The 17,768-nt window shown below is 71.2% G+C and carries 20 protein-coding genes; 16 read left to right on the forward strand and 4 right to left on the reverse strand.

Features of this window, described 5'->3' with window-relative positions; translation table 11 throughout:
- Window positions 1–52 precede the first annotated feature (52 nt).
- On the reverse strand, window positions 53–1,513 hold the full coding sequence (locus HNQ05_RS04240) for an amidohydrolase (RefSeq protein ID WP_147147590.1): 1,461 nt from the start codon (window positions 1,511–1,513) through the stop codon (window positions 53–55).
- A 30-nt stretch (window positions 1,514–1,543) separates the two neighbouring features.
- On the opposite strand from HNQ05_RS04240, the gene HNQ05_RS04245 reads away from it, so the two are divergent.
- The 9 genes from HNQ05_RS04245 (at window position 1,544) to HNQ05_RS04285 (ending at window position 9,426) form a co-directional block, all read left to right on the forward strand.
- A complete protein-coding gene (locus HNQ05_RS04245) occupies window positions 1,544–2,029 on the forward strand; it encodes an NUDIX domain-containing protein (protein ID WP_147147592.1) in 486 nt (161 codons plus the stop codon).
- The gene (gene ribF / locus HNQ05_RS04250) at window positions 2,029–2,913 is read left to right on the forward strand and encodes a riboflavin biosynthesis protein RibF (protein WP_183677647.1); all 885 of its coding nucleotides are present in this window, start codon (window positions 2,029–2,031) and stop codon (window positions 2,911–2,913) included. Before HNQ05_RS04245 ends, ribF begins: the two co-directional genes overlap by 1 nt.
- 32 nt (window positions 2,914–2,945) lie before the next feature.
- Entirely contained in the window at window positions 2,946–4,031 is a 1,086-nt protein-coding gene (locus HNQ05_RS04255; protein ID WP_246104117.1) for a GAF domain-containing sensor histidine kinase, read from the forward strand.
- On the forward strand, window positions 4,018–4,620 hold the full coding sequence (locus HNQ05_RS04260) for a response regulator transcription factor (RefSeq protein ID WP_246104118.1): 603 nt from the start codon (window positions 4,018–4,020) through the stop codon (window positions 4,618–4,620). Before HNQ05_RS04255 ends, HNQ05_RS04260 begins: the two co-directional genes overlap by 14 nt.
- A 108-nt stretch (window positions 4,621–4,728) precedes the next feature.
- A complete protein-coding gene (locus tag HNQ05_RS04265; protein WP_147147598.1) occupies window positions 4,729–5,265 on the forward strand; it encodes a TorD/DmsD family molecular chaperone in 537 nt (178 codons plus the stop codon).
- Window positions 5,249–7,558, forward strand: coding sequence for a molybdopterin-dependent oxidoreductase (locus tag HNQ05_RS04270; protein WP_147147600.1), 2,310 nt, complete (start codon window positions 5,249–5,251; stop codon window positions 7,556–7,558). Before HNQ05_RS04265 ends, HNQ05_RS04270 begins: the two co-directional genes overlap by 17 nt.
- Window positions 7,559–8,146, forward strand: coding sequence for a 4Fe-4S dicluster domain-containing protein (locus tag HNQ05_RS04275; protein WP_147147602.1), 588 nt, complete (start codon window positions 7,559–7,561; stop codon window positions 8,144–8,146). It begins immediately after the preceding gene.
- Window positions 8,143–8,940: a polysulfide reductase NrfD family protein gene (locus HNQ05_RS04280; protein ID WP_147147604.1), complete on the forward strand. Its 798-nt coding sequence runs from the start codon at window positions 8,143–8,145 to the stop codon at window positions 8,938–8,940. The genes HNQ05_RS04275 and HNQ05_RS04280 overlap by 4 nt, the downstream gene beginning before the upstream one ends.
- Window positions 8,941–8,979: 39 nt before the next feature.
- Window positions 8,980–9,426 (forward strand): rhodanese-like domain-containing protein, encoded by a 447-nt coding sequence (locus HNQ05_RS04285; RefSeq protein WP_147147606.1) that lies wholly within the window; start codon window positions 8,980–8,982, stop codon window positions 9,424–9,426.
- A gap of 20 nt (window positions 9,427–9,446) precedes the next feature.
- Here HNQ05_RS04285 and HNQ05_RS04290 read toward each other — a convergent pair whose 3' ends face one another.
- The 3 genes from HNQ05_RS04290 to tdh all read right to left on the reverse strand — a co-directional run bounded on the left by HNQ05_RS04290 (window position 9,447) and on the right by tdh (window position 11,661).
- A complete protein-coding gene (locus HNQ05_RS04290) occupies window positions 9,447–9,854 on the reverse strand; it encodes a DUF4258 domain-containing protein (protein ID WP_147147608.1) in 408 nt (135 codons plus the stop codon).
- 21 nt (window positions 9,855–9,875) lie between these two features.
- Complete coding sequence (locus HNQ05_RS12315; protein ID WP_147147611.1) at window positions 9,876–10,472, reverse strand: ComF family protein; 597 nt, start codon at window positions 10,470–10,472, stop codon at window positions 9,876–9,878.
- Between the two features lie 151 nt (window positions 10,473–10,623).
- A complete protein-coding gene (gene tdh / locus HNQ05_RS04300) occupies window positions 10,624–11,661 on the reverse strand; it encodes an L-threonine 3-dehydrogenase (RefSeq protein WP_147147613.1) in 1,038 nt (345 codons plus the stop codon).
- A gap of 58 nt (window positions 11,662–11,719) precedes the next feature.
- On the opposite strand from tdh, the gene HNQ05_RS04305 reads away from it, so the two are divergent.
- The 7 genes from HNQ05_RS04305 to HNQ05_RS04335 all read left to right on the forward strand — a co-directional run bounded on the left by HNQ05_RS04305 (window position 11,720) and on the right by HNQ05_RS04335 (window position 17,766).
- The gene (locus HNQ05_RS04305; protein WP_013457622.1) at window positions 11,720–12,451 is read left to right on the forward strand and encodes a YebC/PmpR family DNA-binding transcriptional regulator; all 732 of its coding nucleotides are present in this window, start codon (window positions 11,720–11,722) and stop codon (window positions 12,449–12,451) included.
- Between the two features lie 3 nt (window positions 12,452–12,454).
- Entirely contained in the window at window positions 12,455–12,946 is a 492-nt protein-coding gene (gene ruvC, locus HNQ05_RS04310) for a crossover junction endodeoxyribonuclease RuvC (RefSeq protein WP_147147614.1), read from the forward strand.
- A 76-nt stretch (window positions 12,947–13,022) separates the two neighbouring features.
- Complete coding sequence (locus HNQ05_RS04315; RefSeq protein ID WP_147147616.1) at window positions 13,023–14,348, forward strand: hypothetical protein; 1,326 nt, start codon at window positions 13,023–13,025, stop codon at window positions 14,346–14,348.
- A gap of 9 nt (window positions 14,349–14,357) precedes the next feature.
- Window positions 14,358–14,942: a hypothetical protein gene (locus HNQ05_RS04320; RefSeq protein ID WP_147147618.1), complete on the forward strand. Its 585-nt coding sequence runs from the start codon at window positions 14,358–14,360 to the stop codon at window positions 14,940–14,942.
- Window positions 14,943–15,009: 67 nt separating this feature from the next.
- Complete coding sequence (locus HNQ05_RS04325) at window positions 15,010–16,125, forward strand: ABC transporter ATP-binding protein (protein WP_147147620.1); 1,116 nt, start codon at window positions 15,010–15,012, stop codon at window positions 16,123–16,125.
- The gene (locus tag HNQ05_RS04330) at window positions 16,118–16,987 is read left to right on the forward strand and encodes an ABC transporter permease (protein ID WP_147147622.1); all 870 of its coding nucleotides are present in this window, start codon (window positions 16,118–16,120) and stop codon (window positions 16,985–16,987) included. The genes HNQ05_RS04325 and HNQ05_RS04330 overlap by 8 nt, the downstream gene beginning before the upstream one ends.
- A complete protein-coding gene (locus HNQ05_RS04335; RefSeq protein WP_147147623.1) occupies window positions 16,984–17,766 on the forward strand; it encodes an ABC transporter permease in 783 nt (260 codons plus the stop codon). Before HNQ05_RS04330 ends, HNQ05_RS04335 begins: the two co-directional genes overlap by 4 nt.
- Window positions 17,767–17,768: the final 2 nt, after the last annotated feature.

A 17,768-nucleotide genomic window follows, 5' to 3' on the forward strand; every position in this document is an offset into this window, starting at 1 on the left:
CGGCGACCTCCCGATTCCTTCAGTATACGAAGGGCGACCCCTGACCCCCGGGTCAATCCAGCGCCTCCAGACCTCCGCGCCACACCCGCGCCACCGGACGTCCCCGCTCCCACAGCGTCAGGGCCGCGTACGCGCCCGCTCTCACCCGCCCCCAGGGGGCGTCCTCGCGCGTCCAGCCCAGGTCCGCGGCCGGGGTGTGCACGTAGGCCGCCAGCGCCGCCTCCAGACCCAGCCCCCTCGCTCCGGCCAGCGGCGGCCGCTGCGCCAGCCGCAAAGCGCGCGCGGGGTCGGGTTCGGCCACGGGGGCGTCGGAGCCCAGCAGCAGCCGCGTCCCCGGAAGCGTGGCGAACTCGCCCCAGCGGTAGGCCGCCCGCCGCTGAGCGGGGTAAAGCCGGCCGAGGGCGGCGCGGTCGTCTTCGGCGTGCTGCGGCTGCACCGAGAGCGCCAGGCCCGCAAGCCGGGGGAGGTCGTCGTCGCTAACGTGCTGCACGTGCTCGATGCGGAAACGCCGGCGCGCCGGCAGGCCACGGGCTTCCAGGCGGTCGATCAGGTTCAGCACCTCACGCACCGCGCGGGTGCCGATCGCGTGCCAGACCGGAGCGAGCCCGCGCCGCAGCACTTCGGCGACGGCCTCGTCGGCCTCGCGAGGGTCGTCGAGCGGCAGGCCGCTTCCGCCTTCCGGGTAGGGCTCGAGCATCCAGGCGGTGCGGCTGGTCAGGGCGCCGTCGGCGAAGAACTTGACCCCGAAGACGTGCAGCCCGCCCGGGGAGCGTTCGGGCGCCCAGGCGCCCGGGCGGGCGGCCGGCAGCGTCCAGGCGACCCGCAGGGGCAGCCCCCCCTCCCCGTCCAGCTCGCGGATCCAGGCGGTGGCCTCGGGGGGCTCGCCCATCGCGTGCACCGCCACGAAGCCGCGCCGAGCCAGGTCGGCGAGGCCCGCGAGGAGCTGGTCCTTTCCGGGCGGGGGCAGCGCCTGCGCCACCAAGTCGGCCGCACGTTCCAGCAGGTAGCCGGTGGGCTCGCCGGAACCGTCGCGCAGGATGCGGCCCCCTTTCGGGTCGGGGGTGCTGCGGTCGACGCCCGCCCGTTGCAGCGCCCGAAGGTTCGCCCAGGCGGCGTGGAGGTCGCGCGAGCGCAGGAAGACGGGGTGGTCGGGGGCGGCCTCGTCGAGCCGGCGGCGGTCCGGGTAGCCGTCGAAGACGTAGCCGCCGCCCAAGATCCAGCGCCCCGGCGGCAGGGCCGCGGCCCGCCGGGCCACGAGCCGCGCCACCCGGTCGGGGTCGTCCACCCCGCGCAGGTCGAGCGCCTCCAGCGCCAGCCCCCACTGCAACGGGTGCACGTGGGCGTCGTGCAGCCCCGGCGTGATCCATTCGCAGCGGACCCGACGGGCGGCGGGGTAGCGGGCCCGCAGTTCCTCGACCGCGCCCACCGCAACGACGCGCTCGCCGTCGACCCGCACCGCGGCGTCGCGGGGCGGGTTCCCGTCAAAGGTCCAGACCTTTCCCTCGAGCAGCATGCGTTCAGCCTACCGCCTATACTGGGGGGCGTGAGGCGCTACGTCTACCAGGGGAAAATTCTTTCTTTGGCCATCGAGGACGAGCACTGGGAGATCGTCGAGCACAAGGACGCGGTCGCCCTGCTGGTCCAGGACCCGGAGCGCGGCGTGCTCTTCGTGCGGCAGTACCGTCCTGCGGTGGGCGGGCGCACTTTGGAGATCCCCGCCGGGCTGATCGAGCCGGGCGAACGCCCGGAGTCGGCCGCGGCGCGCGAACTCGCCGAGGAGGCGCAGCTGGGCGGCCGGCTCGAGCGCCTCGCGGAGTTCTACGTGAGCCCGGGCTTTACCGACGAAAAGACCTACCTCTTCCGCGTCCACGATCCGCGGCCCGCCGCCGGTACCCCGGACGCCGACGAGGAGCTCGAGGTCGTCTGGCTCGACCCCGACGACGTGCTCGCCGGGGTGTGCGCCGGCAGCGTCCAGGTCAGCGCCGCCACGCTGATCGGCTTGCTCTACGCAACGGGGGCGGAGCGTTGATCATCGCCGCCGAGGTGGCCGACCTCCCCCCGGGCCCCAAGGTCGTGGCCGTGGGCTCCTTCGACGGGGTCCACCTGGGCCACCAGAGCCTCCTGGCCAGGGCGCGCGCCCTGGCCGCGCAGGAGCGCCTGCCGCTCCTCGTCTACACCTTCGATCCCCCGACGAAGGTCTTCATGCGAGGGGTGGGGATGCTCTCCACGCTGAGCGAGAAGCTCGACCTGCTGCGCGAGCAGGGGGTGGACCTCGCGCTCGCCGTGCCCTTCGACGAGGACTTCGCCGGCCGCGACAAGGCCGCCTTCCTGGACGACCTCGTGCGCCTGGAGGCCCGGCGGCTCGTCGTCGGCGAGGATTTCGCCTTCGGCCGCGGTCGCTCGGGCGGCCCCGCCGACCTCGAGACGGTAGCCCCGACGCTGACCGTGCCGCTGCTCGACCTGGGCGGCGCACCGGTGAAGAGCACCCGGATCCGTGAGCTGCTCGAGCAGGGCGACGTGGAGGCGGCGCGCCACCTGCTCGGCCGCCCCTACGGTGCCCGCGGCATCGTCCGCCAGGGCGAGCGCCTCGGCCGGCGCTTGGGCTTCCCCACCGCCAACGTCGAAACCGCCCCGGGCAAGGTGCTCCCCCGAGGCGTCTTCGCCGCCCGCGCCTGGGTCGGCGAACGGACGCACCCCGCGGTGGTCAACGTCGGCACGCGGCCCACCCTGGGGGGAGGCGCCCTGCGGCTCGAGGCCCACCTCATCGGTTTCAGCGGCGAACTCTACGGGCACGAGCTCCGGCTGGTCTTCCTCAAGAAGCTGCGCGACGAGCGCGCCTTCGCAGACCTGGAGGCGCTGCGGGCGCAGATCGCCCGCGACCTCGAGGCCGCGCGCCGGTTCTTTCGTCTCTAACCCGTCGCGCCACCCCCGGCTAAGCTGGGGGTATGGACACCGACCTCGCCCTGGCCGACTGCCCGGGGGGCCACCGCCTCGCCGCGCTGAGCCGGGTGGCCGCCGCCATGGCCGAGACGTTCGAGCCGGCCAGGGTGCTGGAGCGCAGCATCGAAGCCCTCATCGAGGCGACGGACGCCCGCTGCGGCGAGGCCTACCAGGTGGGCCCCGACGGCCCCGCCCTGGAGGTGGTGCGCGGCTGCCGCGGGATCTGCCCGTTCAAGCGGCGGCTCGAAGGGCTGGCCCGGGAGGCGGCGCGTCGGCGCGAACCGGTGCGCGAGGGCCGCCTGGTCGCCTTTCCGGTACTGCGCGAAGGCGAGGTGCGCGGCGTCTTCGGCCTGGACCTGGGCGAAGAGCGCGAGGGCATCGACGGCTGCTTTCTGGGCGCGGTCGGCCACCTGACGGCGCTGGCTTTGGACCACGCGGCGCTGGTGCGCGAGTTCGAACGCCGCGAGGCCGAACGCGTGCGCCTGCTGCGCAAATGGCTGGGCGCCCAGGAGGAAGAACGGCGGCGGGTCGGGCAGGCGCTACACGACGAGGTCGGGGGCATCCTCACCGGGGCGTTGCTGGCCCTGCGCCTGGCCAAGAGCGACCCGGAGCGGCTCGAGGAGGTGCGCAAGGTGCTGGGGCAGGCGCTCGACGAGGTGCGCCGACTCTCGCGCGAGTTGCGCCCCGCCGCCCTCGACGACCTGGGGCTCGAGCGCGCCCTGCGGCGCCACCTGCAGGAGTTCGCCGGCCGCACCGGGATCCGGGTGCACGCCCGCATCGATCCGCCCAAACTCGACCGTGCCCGGCAGGTCGCGCTCTTCCGGATCGCCCAGGAGGCCCTCACCAACGTGGCCCGGCACGCGCAGGCGGAAAACGTCTGGGTGACGCTGGAGCCGCGCGGGAACCGGCTCGTGCTGGAGGTGCGCGACGACGGCGAAGGCTTCGACCCGGAACGGACCGCGGACACGCTGGGGCTCGCAGGCATGCGCGAGCGCGCAGAACAGCTCGAAGGCCGGCTGCAGATCGTCAGCGCCCGGGGCGAGGGCACCCGGGTGCTTGCGGAGGTTCCCCTTGCAGGTGGCGCTGATTGAGGACCACGCGGTCGTGCGCACCGGCCTGCGGCTGTTGCTGGAAGCCAACGGCCACGCGGTGGTGGGCGATTTTTCCCGCGCGGAGGACGCGCTGGCCAGCCCGCTGCGCCCCGACGTCTACGTACTGGACCTCAACCTTCCGGGCGTCGGGGGTCTCGAGGCGCTTCCCCAGCTGGCCCGCCGGGCGCGGGTGCTCGTCCTCTCGATGCACGAGGAACCCGCCTACGTAAGCGAGTCCTTCAAGCGCGGGGCCAGCGGCTTCCTCAGCAAGCGCGCCGCCGACGTCGCCCTGCTCGACGCCCTGTCCGCCCTCGAGCGGGGGGAGCGCTACCTGCACCCGGAGCTGGCGGCGCGGCTGGCCGGCTACGTCGCCGAGCCGGGTCCGGAGGTGCTTTCCCGGCGCGAACGCGCGGTCGTCGCGGGGCTGGCCCGGGGCCTCGAACTCAAGGAGGTGGCCGCCGCGCTGGGGATCAGCCCCAAGACCGCGGCGACCTACAAGGCCCGCGCGCTCGCCAAGCTGGGCATCAAACGCGCGGAGATCGCGCGCTGGGCCCGCGAGCACGGGCTGCTGCAAGACCCCACTTCGTAAACAAGAACTCCTAGGACAAACGTTGTAGGCTCCGTTCCGACGCGACCGTACGTCCGCTTCCGACCCCGCCGCGGCCTCCCGCGGCCATGCTGAGGGCGAGGAGGCCGTATGGAATGGATCGGGTTGATCACCGCGGCGACGTTTCGTGCACCGGGCAAGGCCCTGGAACGCGACCTCGCCAGCGGCAGCCTGCAAGCGGCCATAGAAGAGCTGGCCCGCGCCCGCGGGCTGCCGCCGCCCAGGCTGCCCAACCCTCCGCTGGCCGAGCTGCAGGCGGCCTACACCCGTCTCTTCGTGGCCAACCCCGAAGGCCTCCCCGCGCCCCCCTATGCCGGCTACGCCCTCGACGGACGTCTCATGGGCGGCGCGGAGGAGGCGCTCGAGCGCTTCTACGCGGAGCACGGCCTGGTGACCCAGAAGGGCTGGGACGACCTGCCCGACCACCTGGCGGCCCTGGGCGAGGCGATCGCGCTGCTCGGGGAAAGCGACCCCAAAGCGGCGCGGACGCTGGCGCGCGGCTACCTCGCGCCCTGGCTCGAGCGCTACGCCGAGGTGGTGGCCCGGGAAGACCCCACCGGTTTCTACGGCACGATCTGCACCTTCCTGAAAAAGGCACTGGAGGCGGAACATGAAGCTCGATCGTAGGCGTTTCCTCAAACTCAGCGCCGCCAGCGTGGGCGCCGTGGCGTTCGGCAGCCGCGCCGCAGCGCTGCGCGCCCCCTGGGCGGTGCCGCGAAAGTGGTACGCGGGCGAGGTGCGGACCGTTTTCTCCTACTGCGAGAACTGCTTCTGGAAGTGCGGCATCGCCGTCAAGGTGGAGGGTGGCCGGGTGCGCAAGATCGACGGCCAGAAACAAAACCCCAAGTCGCGCGGCCGCCTCTGCCCGCGCGGCCAGGCGGGCGTGGCCCAGCTCTACGACCCCGACCGCCTCAAGCGTCCGCTCATCCGCATCGAAGGCAGCAGGCGCGGCGAGGGCAAGTACCGCGAGGCCAGCTGGGAAGAGGCCCTCGACTACGTCGCCGAGCGGATGCTGAAGATCAAGGAGCGCTACGGCCCCGAGGCCGTCGCCTGGTTCGGCCACGGCAGCGGCGACAGCTGGTTCGTGGAGTACCTGCCCGCCGCCTGGGGCAGCCCCAACGCCGCCAAGCCGGCGGTGAGCATCTGCACCGCCCCGCGCGAGACCGCCAGCCAGTGGACCTTCGGTCGCCCCGTCGGCGGCCACGAGCCGGTGGACTGGACCGAGAGCCGTTACATCGTGCTCATCGGCCACCACATCGGCGAGGACACCCACAACACCCAGCTCCAGGACTTCGCCGAAGCCCTGAGGCGCGGGGCGAAGCTGGTGGTGGTGGACCCGCGCTTCTCCACCGCCGCCTCCAAGGCCCACCGCTGGCTGCCCATCAAGCCCGGCACCGACCTGGCGCTCCTGCTCGCCTGGATCCACGTCCTCATCAAAGAAGACCTCTACGACCGCGACTACGTGCAGAAGTACACTGTCGGCTTCGAGGAACTGGCCGTCCACAGCAACAAGCACACCCCCGAGTGGGCCGAAAAGATCACCGAGATTCCGGCGGAGACGATCCGCGCCGTCGCCCGCGAGATGGCCGCCGCCAAGCCGCGGGCGGTGCTGCCGCCGGGGCGCCACACCGTCTGGTACGGCGACGACACCCAGCGGATGCGCGCGGTCTACATCCTCAACGCGCTGCTGGGCAACTACGGCGTGCCCGGGGGCTTCTACCTGGCCAAGCCCCCCTACCTGGAGAAGTACCCGCACCCGCCCTTCCCGCTCGAGCCCGCCGCCGGCGGCTGCAGCGGCTCGTCGGGGGGCGCCGAGGAGGTGCCCGAGGGCTTCAAGCCGCGGGCCGACAAGGGCAAGTTCTTCGCCAAGACGACGGCCATCCAGGAACTGATCGAGCCGATGCTCAGCGGCGAGCCCTACCCCATCCGCGGCCTCGTCTGCTACGGCACCAACCTCTTCCACTCCATCCCCAACGTTCCGCGAACCAAGAAGGCCCTCGAGAAGCTGGACCTCTACGTCGCCATCGACGTGCTTCCCCAGGAGCACGTGATGTGGGCCGACGTGATCCTGCCGGAGTGCACCTACCTGGAGCGCTACGACGACCTCGCGGCCATCGCCCACAAGACTCCCTTCATCGAGCTGCGCCAGCCGGCGGTCGAGCCCTTGTGGGACACCAAGCCGGGCTGGTGGATCGCCCGCGAGCTGGGGCTGCGGTTGGGACTGGAGAAATACTTCCCGTGGAAGGACATCGAGGAATACCTGGACACCCGCCTCCAGCTCATCGGCTCGAGCCTCGAGGAGCTGAAGCAAAAGGGCACCCTGATTCAAAAGGGCCGGCCCTACCTGAAGGACTGGGAGCGCCGCCACCGCAACCCCTTCAAGACCCCGTCCGGAAAGATCGAGCTCTACTCCCAGACCTTCGCCGAACACGGCCTCGACCCGCTGCCCGACTACACTCCGCCGATGCCGGTGCCCGAAGGCTTCTACCGCCTCCTATACGGCCGCACGCCGGTGCACAGCTTCGCCAAGACCCAGAACAACTGGGTGCTCATGGAGCTGAAGGCCGAAAACGAGGTCTGGATCCACCGCGAGGAGGGCCGGAAGCTGGGCCTCCGCCACGGTGAGTACGTCTGGCTCGAGAACGACGCCGGGGTGCGCGAGGGCCCGGTTCGGGTGCGGCTCACCGAACGCATCCGCCATGACTGCGTCTACCTGGTCCACGGCTTCGGGCACAAGGGGCGCGGCCTGCGCCTCGCCTACGGCCGCGGCGCCTCGGACAACGCGCTGCAGACCCGCTACGTCCTCGACCCCATCTCGGGAGGCGCGGCCCTGCGCAACAACTTCGTCAAGGTCGTGAAGGGCGCGGCGCGGCCGCGGCTCAAGCGGATCGGGCAGCTCGCCCGTGAAAGGAGGCTCTAGATGGCCCGCTATGCGATGCTCATCGACCTCGCGGCCTGCGTGGGCTGCGCCGCCTGCGCCGCCGCCTGCGTCCTGGAAAACGAGGTGCCGCCGGGACACAACCGCTTGTGGATCCGCCAGCGTGAACTCGGCACCTTTCCCGACCTGACCGTGGAGTACCGCCCCGAGCAGTGCCTCCACTGCGAACATCCGCCCTGCGTGCCCGTCTGCCCCACCGGGGCCAGCCACCAGACGAAGGACGGCCTGGTGCTGGTGCACGCTGAGCGCTGCATCGCCTGCGCCGCCTGCATCGCCGCCTGCCCCTACGACGCCCGCTTCATGAACCCGGCGGGGTACGCGGACAAGTGCACCTTCTGCGAACACCGCGTCGCCCGGGGCGAAGACCCCGCCTGCGTGGAAACCTGCCCCACCGGTTGCCGCGTCTTCGGCGACCTGGACGACCCCGAAAGCCCGCTCCACGCCTGGATCGCAGCCGCCGAGCGGGTGGACGTGCTCAGGCCGGAGATGGGCACCGCGCCCAAGCTGCTCTACCTGAACACCCCCTCGAAGCGGGGGCTCGCCCGGCAAGAAAGCGAGGTGGAGTCATGACCACGTTCTACGGCCTTCCCGGAGCCGAAGCCTTCTGGCACTGGACGACGCTGGTGCACTTCCTCCTCGTCGCCCTCGCCGGGGGTACGGCCTTCTACACCGCGGTCCTGGGGATCCGGCGCCCGGACGCCGTACGCGGCCTCGCCTGGCTGGCGCTGGCTTTCATCGTCCTCGACCTCTTCATGCTCTGGGCCGAGTCGCCTGCGCGCTTCCGCTTCAGCCACGTCTGGCTCTTCTTGAGCTTCGAACCCGCCTCGGCGATCTGGTGGGGCGCGTGGGGGCTGGCGACGAGCGCGCTGATGCTTTTGCTGCTCGCGCTGGGGCTGGGGCCGGCGCGCCTCTGGGCGGGCCTGCTCGCCCTCAGCAGCGCCGTCGTGCTTGCCTACCCGGGCTACGCCCTGGCCGCGAACGCGGCGCGCCCTTTGTGGGACCACCTGCTCCTCGCCTTCTTCCCCGCGAGCGGGCTGCTGCTGGCGCTGGCCGTGCTCGTCTGGCTGCGGCCGGCGGAGGAGGCCGCGCCGTGGCTGCAGGTTGCGGCGCTGGCGAGCCTGGCCCTCGCCGCCCTCTACCCCGTGGCCCTGGCCAGCGGCGGCGCCGACGCGCGGCTGGCCTTCGTGCTGTGGCTGCGCGGCTGGGGCTGGTTCCTGCTGGGCAGCGGGCTCCTCTTCCTGGCCGCCTTCCTGGCGCGGCGCGCCCCGGCGCTCGCGGGGGCGTGCGCGCTCGCGGGCGCCTTCGTGCTGCGCAGCTGGATCGTGGAGCAGGGCCAGCACTCGCTGTTCGTCCACGGCTTCTAGGGGGAGGAACCCCCTGAGCAGAATCGCTGGAGGTGAGTCATGAAGAGAGCGGTATGGATCGGCATCATCGGCTTGATCTCGCTGGGCGTCTTCGCGCAGACCCAGGTGGTCAACACCCAGGCCGCCCAGGTGGTCATGCAGGTCATCAAGGAGGTCAGCACCCAGGGCTGGGGCTTCATCACCCCGGACAAGGCGGCCGACTTCATCGACGAGGTAAACCCCTTCATCCTCGACGTGCGCACGCCCAAGGAATGGGACGAGACCGGCGTGATCCCGGGCGCGGTCACGATTCCGCTGACCGAGCTCGACCAGCACCTGAGCGAACTGCCCCCGCTCAACAAACCCATCCTGGTCTACTGCAAGGCGGGGGCGCGCGGGCAGTACGCGCTGACCTACCTGAAGGTGCTGGGCTACAAGAACGTCAAGAACCTCAAGGGCGGCATCACCGCCTGGATCAACGCGGGCTTCGAGGTCGCCAAGAAGTAACGGCCGCGGCCTTCCCTACCCTAGCCCGCCGCTTCGCGCGGCGGGCGGTTTTCGCCTGCGCCCGCCCACTCGACGGCCTCCCGGCCGCCGTCGAAGCGCAGCAGCGCGGCCAGCCGGGCGCGCGAGTAGACCCGGTGCGGGCGCTCGGGGATGAAGGTGGTGACGATGTCGACCCAGCGGGGCTTGGCGTACTCGAGCACCACGTGCAGCGGCAGCTTGACGCGGCCTCCGAAGACCATGTACCCCAGCACCAGCATGCGCGCGTCCTCGGGATAGACGGCGAGCTCGCGCCCCCAGCGCAGCGCCGTGAGCACGTCGCGCTCGAGGAAGCCTTCCTGGAGCATGTGCCGGGCGACGTGGGGGCCCAGACGGTAGCGGCCGGCCTCGATGTGCTCGAGCAAGGTGTGCAGCCTGCGGATTTTGGGCATGGCCCTCCCCCTGCCCGCAGTTTACCAGTCCCCGTCCTGGCGCGCGGCGATCACCGCGCCGTAGACCGCCTCCGCCCCGCCGGCGCGCAACGCCCGTTCCACCGCCCGGAAGGTGGCGCCGGTGGTCCAGACGTCGTCGACGAGCAACCAGCGGCGGTGGTCGAGCTCGCGCTGCAGGAAGAAGGTGCCGGCCTTCATGCGGGCGCGCTCGTCGCGGCGCCGGCGTGTCTGGCTGGGGGTGTAGCGGCGCGCCACCGCGCGCACGAAGGGCAGCCCGAGCCGCTCGGCGATGCGCCGCCCCAGCAGCTCGGCGGGGTTGTACCCGCGCACCAGCGCCCGCCACCAGGTCGTGGGGACCGCGGTAACGGCGTCGAGCGACCAGCCGGCCTCGCGCACCCCTGCGGCGAGGGCGTCGGCCAGGGGAGCGACCAGCCGCCGCCCGCCCTTGAACTTCAGCGCCCGCACCGCCCCGCGCCACTGGCGGTAGCCCCCCAGATAGACGAGGTTCTGCCAGCGCCGCGGGTGCAGCTCGGAGCGGCAGCGCCGGCACAGCCCGGGGGCGTCGAGCTCGCCACCGCATACGGGGCAGCGGGCCCCGAGGACGGCCTCGAACTTCACCCCGCCTCCTAGACCCCGCGCTTCCCGGCTCCGTTTCGCGCGCGCCGGCCGCACCCCGTTCGCCTTCCTGGAATACGCGCGTCACCGCGCGCGGCCAGTATTGGATTCATGCAATAAGTTTAATTGTTTGAACCGCTGCGGGCAAGTCGGCTCAGCCTTCCGGGTAGAGGACGGCCTTCACGCCCTCGCCGCGCTCGAGCAGCTCGAAGGCCTCGCGGTAGTCCGCCATCGCGAAGCGGTGCGTGATCAGCGGCTCGAGGTCGACCCGCCCGCTGTAGATCAGGCCGCTGCCCTGGTACCAGGTCTCGTAGAGCCGGCGGCCGGCGATGCCCACGGCGGTGATGCCGCGCATGACCAGCTCGCCCGCCAGGTCGAAGCGGATCGGATCGGAGGGAATGCCCAGGATCCGCGCCTCGCCCCCGGGCATCAGCGCCTGCAGCCCCTGGTGGATGGCCTTCTCGTTGCCGGAGAACTCGAGCAGCACCTCCACCCCCTGGCCGCCGGTAAGCTCGCGCACGATCTCCACCGGGTCTTCCTCGCGCACGTTCACCACCCGGTCGGCGCCCATGCGCCGGGCGAAGTCGAGGCGGTAGGGCTGCAGGTCGGTGGCCACCACCAGGGTGGCCCCGCTGGCGCGCGCCACCGCGATGGCCATCAGGCCGATGGGGCCCGCGCCGGTGACCAGAACGGTGCGGCCCTCGACCCCCACGCCCGCGTAGACGGTGTGGACCGCGTTGCCGAAGGGCTCGAGCACCGCGGCGATCTCCCAGGGCAGGTCGTGCGGGTTGACCCAGGCGTTCTCGGCGGGCACGGTGGCGTACTCGGCGAAGCCGCCGTCGATGTCCACGCCGAGGATGCGGGTGTTCTGGCAGATGTGCCCCTTGCCGGTGCGGCACTGGTAGCAGGTGTGGCAGACGACGTGGCTCTCCAGGCTTACGTGGTCGCCCACCCGCGGGGTGGTGACCCCGGGACCCACGGCCTCGACCACGCCGGTGAACTCGTGCCCGGTGATCACCGGCGGCCGTAGTCGGCCCGCGGCCCAGTGGTCCCAGCGCCAGATGTGCAGGTCGGTGCCGCAGATCGATGCCGCGCGGATCTTGACCAGGATCTCGCCCGGTCCGGGCTCGCGCACGTCCACCTCGCGGAGCGTCAGGCCGGGCGCGGGGGTTTCCTTGACGAGGGCTTTCATCCTGGATTCAGGCTAACACGCGCGCGCCCTATAATGGGCGTGGAAAACGAGGTGATGCATGGCTGGACATAGCAAGTGGGCCCAGATCAAACGCAAGAAGGCGGCCAACGACGCCAAGCGCGGCAAGCTGATCACCAAGCACATGCGCGCCATCGCCGCGGCGGCGCGCTCGGGCGGCGGCCCCGACCCCGCCGGCAACGTGCAGCTGCGTAACGCCATCGAGGCCGCCAAGCGCGACGACGTGCCCGCCGACAACATCGAGCGGTTGCTCGCCAAGCTGCGCGGCGAGGGCGAAGGGGCCACCCAGTACGAAGAGATCGTCTACGAGGGCTACGCCCCCGGCGGCGTCGCCCTGCTCGTCTTCGCGCTCACCGACAACCGCAACCGCACCGCCGGCGAGGTGCGCCACGTCTTCAGCAAGCACGGCGGCTCGCTCGGCGCCAGCGGCGCGGTGGCCTGGCAGTTCGAGCGCAAGGGCCTGATCGTGCTGCCCGACACCGGCGAGGCGGCCCAGGAGGCCGCCATCGAGGCGGGCGCTTTGGATCTCGAGGAGTCGGACGGGGTGCTCGAGGTCTACACCGATCCCACCGAGGTCTACGCGGTGGCGCGCGCCCTCGAGGAGGCCGGTTTCAAGCCCGATGCGGTCGAGATCACGATGATCCCACAGAACACCACGGCGCTGCCCGAAGAGGAGGCGCAGAAGGTGCTGCGCATGATCGAAGCCCTGGAAGACCTGGACGACGTGCAGAACGTCTACTCGAACCTGGACCTGGAAGGTGTCGTGGCCTGAGCCGTGGTCGTCCTGGGCATCGATCCCGGCATCAGCAACCTGGGCCTGGGCGTCGTCGAGGGCGACGGGGCCCAGGCCCGCTTCCTGCACGCCGAGCTGGTGCGCACCCGCCACGGAGACCCGGCGGCGGCGCGGGTGGCCGCGATCTACGAGGCGGTGCGCGCCGCCATCGCCGACCACCGCCCCGAGGCGCTGGCGGTGGAGGCACAGTTCTTCTACCGCCAGAACGAGCTGGCCTACAAGGTGGGCTGGGCCATGGGCGCGGTCTTCCTGGCCGCGGGGCAGGCGGGGCTCGAGGTCTTCCAGTACGGGCCCATGGAGGTCAAACGCGCCCTCGTGGGCACCGGACGCGCCGACAAGCGCCAGGTTGCCTTCATGGTGCGGGCGCTGCTCGGTCTCAAGCAGACGCCCGCGAGCAGCCACGCCGCCGACGCCCTGGCCGTGGCCCTCACCCACCTGGCCCACCTGCGCACCGGGACCACCCCCCGGGTCTAGGCCCCCTCGCCTGGGGGTGTCCGCCGCCGCAACGGCGTTCTATGCTGAAGGCGATGCCACTTCACGGAGGACCCTTATGAAGCGACTTCTCTGGACGGGCGCGGTGCTGGCGGTGCTGGGGCTGGCCTCCGCGCAGGACGTGCGCAGCCTGGGCATGGGCGGGCTTACGCTCCCCGGCCCCGCGGCCGCCGATCTGAACCCCGCCTACGCCGCGTACCCGGGCGACCGCTTCGGGGCCGGCGGCGGCTTCACCCTGCCCCTGGGGCTCGTCAACCTGGCCCTGCGCCCCAGCGTCAGCCCGGTCTACTACTTCACCGACCGGGCGGTGTTCAAGGACCGCTTCGACCTGCTCGCCTTCTACGACCAGGCAACCCACCTGGGCGAGTTCGTGCTCAACCCGCCCGCGAGCCCCGACGAAATCGTCTTCCACGTTAGCGCGGACGGCGTCCAGATCACCGACGGCGCGGGCAACCCCTTCGACCTCGAGCGCTACGCCGCGTCCTCCGGGACGTCCACGGCCGCGCTGCCGACGCCGCTCTTTCAGTTCAACGTCCCCAGCGGCGTGCCCGGGCTGCGGCTGGCGGCCGGCGCCTTCCTCGACGCCAGCGGCTTCGGCCTGGAGCCCGACGATCAGCTCCTCGCCGATCTGGCCGCAGGCGCCCTGCAGCCGAGCACCACCTACCGCCTCAGCGCCCGCGGCCGGGTAAAGGGCGGGGTCACCGCCACCGTGGGCTACGCGACGGCCCTGCCGCGGATCCCCGGCTTCGAGGGCCGCCTCTACCTGGGGACCCAGGTGCAGGGTTTCTACGGCCTCCTCTACGCCGACGCCGCGGTGACGGCCGAGACGACGACCGACGCCTCCGGCGCCCCCGGACCCGTGGGCTACGCGACGAACACCTTCTACCTCTACCCCGGAAGCGGCCAGGGCTTCGGAGTTCAGCTCGACCTCGGCGTCGCCCTCGACTACGCCGAGGGCAGCTACGGCCTGGGGGTGCGGAACCTCGTCGGGTACCAGCGCTGGAACGGACACCGCCGGGTCACCGACACCGCCGGGAACGTGACCTCCGACGCCCCGGAGACCCTGACGGTCAGCGGCTTCCAGCCCGACGTCTACGCCAACGCCGCCTACCTGCAGCCGCTCGAGGGGGCGGGCGAGGTGCTGCTGGGGGCCGACCTGGGCTACGCCGGCGGCCGGGTGCGCGGCCACCTCGGCGCCGAATACCGCGTGGGCATCGTACGCCTCCGCGGCGGCCTCGGCTACGAAGACGGCCTCAAGCTGGGGCTGGGGGCGGGCTTCGCCTTCGGTCCCGTGCGCACCGACCTGGCCCTCACCCGCCACGCGGCCCCGTTCACCGGGCAGACGGTCTTCGGTCTCGCCGCCAGCCTGGGGCTGTCGTTCTAGGAGGTTGTGATGAAACGCCTGTTCCTTTTCTCGCTGCTGCTCCTCGCCCTCGCCGGCTGCAGCGCCCGAACCCTGCTCGTCGCCGACGTGGACGTCCTCTCGTTCGTCGACGCGGCCGACCTCGAAGGCAACCTGAGCGTACCGGGCAGCGTGCAGGTCTTCGTCCCCGACGCCGACGGCGACCCCCTCACGCCCGACGGCGGGCAGCTGGTGGACCAGCTGCCGGTGCTGGACGCGCTCGCGGGCTTTGCGGTCCGGGTGACCGTGGAGGTGGAAAACACCGGCGGCGGAGCGCTCCAGGTCGCCGCCGAGTTCCGGCTCGCGCCCGCGTCCGACAGCGCCGACATCTACGACGGCGTCGAGGACCTGAAGCTGGCCGAGGCCGGGTTCCAGCTGGATCCCGGCTCGCGCCGCACGATCACCCTGGAGGCCGAGCTCGTCCAGGGCGACGCCGGCATGGATCTGATCACCCAGGACGGCTTCCGGGTGGGCATGAAGATCGCGGCGACCGGAACGAGCAGCGTGCACTACCGGATCACCGGCTTCGACCTGCAGCTCAAGCAGCGCCCCTTCGACCTGATTCCGAACGGCTGAGCGTGCCCCCGGCCCTTGCACCGCACCCACCGGGGGCTTAGACTTCCAGTGCGGAGGGGGCTGAGAGTTGGAGCAGCGGAAACTCTTTAAAGGCAAACGCACGCGCACCCCGGGTGGCGAAACCATCGTCCGTCTTTCCGGGGTGCGCAAACGTTTCGACCGCCACACCACCGCGCTCGACGGTGTGGACCTCGAGGTCCGCGCCGGCGAGTTCTTCAGCCTCCTGGGACCCTCGGGCTGCGGCAAGACGACGCTGCTGCGCATCCTTGCGGGGTTCGAAGAACCCGACCGGGGCCGCGTCGAGATCGCCGGGAGCAGCATGCAGGGCGTCCCCCCGTACCGCCGGCCGGTCAACCTGGTCTTCCAGAACTACGCCCTCTTCCCGCACATGAACGTCTTCGACAACATCGCCTTCGGCCTGCGCATGAAACGGCTTCCCGACGCCGAGGTGCGCGCGCGGGTGGGCTGGGCGCTGGAGCTGGTCGACATCGCCGAGCTCGAGCGCCGCCGGCCCCACGAGCTCTCCGGCGGTCAGAAGCAGCGGGTCGCGCTCGCGCGCGCCCTGGTCAACGAACCCGAGGTGCTGCTCCTCGACGAACCCCTGGGTGCGCTCGACTACAAGCTGCGCAAGCAGCTGCAGGTCGAGCTGATGAACCTGCAGGAGGAGCTGGGGCTCACCTTCATCTACGTCACCCACGACCAGGAAGAGGCGCTGGTGATGTCGGACCGCATCGCGGTGATGCGCGCCGGCCGCGTCGAGCAGCTCGGTCTGCCGGAGGCGCTGTACGAGCGCCCGGCCAGCCGTTTCGTCGCCCAGTTCCTGGGAACCTCCAACCTCATCCCCGCCCACGCGGTGGACCGGCGCCAGGTGGAGACCCCGCTGGGGCCGCTACGCGTCGCCGAGGAGCTGGAGGCGGGGCGGCGGTACACCCTCTCGATCCGCCCGGAGAAGGTGCGGCTCAGCCGCCGTGCCCAACCGGGGCCGAACCGCATCGAGGCGCGCGTCGACGACATCATCTACACAGGCGCCGAGAACCAGTACCTGCTTGACGCCGGAGGCTTCGAGCTGGTCGCCTACACCCTCAACTCGGACATCCAGGAACCCGGTTACGAAGAGTTCGACTACGACGAGCGCATCGCCGTCCACCTGCCCGAGGAGAACCTGGTCGTCATCCATGAATAAGCCGAACCGCTGGACGCGCCTCCTGCCCACCCTGGGGCCGGGCACGGTCTGGTTGCTCGTCTTCACCCTGGTGCCGACGCTGCTGATCTTCTACACCTCGTTCTTGCAGCGAGATCCCCACGGCTGGCTCAGCGGGCCGCTGACCCTCGAGAACTACCGTCGCTTCTTCGGCCTCGGGCCGGACGGCATCGACCCGCTCTACCTGGAGATCCTGGGGCGCAGCCTGCTCCTGGGCTTGGTGACCACCGTGGCCACGGTGGTGATCGGCTACCCCTTCGCCTTCTTCATCGCCGGCAGTCCCCGGAAGAACCTGCTGCTGTTGCTGGTGGTGCTGCCCTTTTGGACCAACTTCCTCATCCGCGTCTACGCCTGGATCGTGATCTTCCAGCGCAAAGGGGTGCTCAACGCGCTGCTCGGACACTTCGGCCTCGACCCGCTGCTGCTCTACCCCAGCTGGACCGCGGTCTACGTGGGGACGATCTACACCTACCTGCCCTTCCTGATCCTGCCGCTCTACGCCTCGGTGGAGAAGATCGACTGGACCTTGCTCGAAGCGGCCCACGACCTGGGGGCCGGCAGGCTCCGGGGCTTCTGGCACGCCGTCTTTCCCCAGACGCTGCCCGGTCTGATCGCGGGTGTCCTGCTCGTCTTCATCCCCGCGGTCGGCACCTTCGTCATCTCCGACCTGCTCGGCGCGGGCAAGGCGATCCTCGTGGGCAACGTAATCCAGCAGCAGTTCGGGGCCTCGCGCGACTGGGCCTTCGGCTCGGCCGCGGCCTTCGTGCTGATGGCCGTGGTGCTCACGGGGCTCTGGCTCTACGCCCGCTGGGCGGGGGAGCGCAGCATGGAGGAGCTGGTATGACCGGCCGCCGCTGGCTGACGCTGCACGGCGTCCTGGTGCTACTCTTCCTCTACCTGCCGATCGCCGTCATCGTCGTGCTCTCGTTCAACGAGAGCAAGTACGGCGTCGGCTGGCACGGCTTCACCCTGAAGTGGTACCGGCAGCTGCTCGAGCACACCCGCATCCACCCCTACGTCTGGAACAGCCTGATCGTCGCCACGGTCTCGACCTTCGTCTCCACGGTGCTGGGCACGCTGCTCGCCCTGGGGCTCGCCCGCTACCGCTTCCCCTGGCGCGGCGGCCTGCTCTTTTTGCTCTACATCCCCGTCGTCATCCCCGACGTGGTCATGGGCGTCTCGCTGCTGCTCTTCTTCGCCTGGGTGCAACAAGCCGCAGGTGCCCTGCACCTGGGGCTGACCACGGTCATCCTCGGCCACGTCAGCTTCCAGATCGCCTACGTGACCCTCGTCGTCAAGAGCCGGCTCGCGGGCCTCGACCCCAGCCTGGACGAGGCCGCCGCCGACCTGGGTGCGGCCGGATGGACCCGCTTCTGGAAGGTCACCTTCCCACTGATCGCTCCCGGCATCGCGGCGGCGGCACTGCTGGCCTTCACCCTCAGCCTCGACGACTTCGTGATCACCTTCTTCACCGCGGGGCCCGGGGCGACGACGCTGCCGATCTACATCTTTTCCAGCGTCAAGCGCGGGGTCACGCCCGAAATCCACGCGCTCTCGACGCTCATGATCTTGGTCACCACGCTGGCCCTGATCGCGGTCCAGCGGGTACAGGCAAGGAGGTGAGG

The sequence above is a fragment of the Oceanithermus desulfurans genome (genome assembly GCF_014201675.1).
GTDB lineage: Bacteria > Deinococcota > Deinococci > Deinococcales > Marinithermaceae > Oceanithermus > Oceanithermus desulfurans.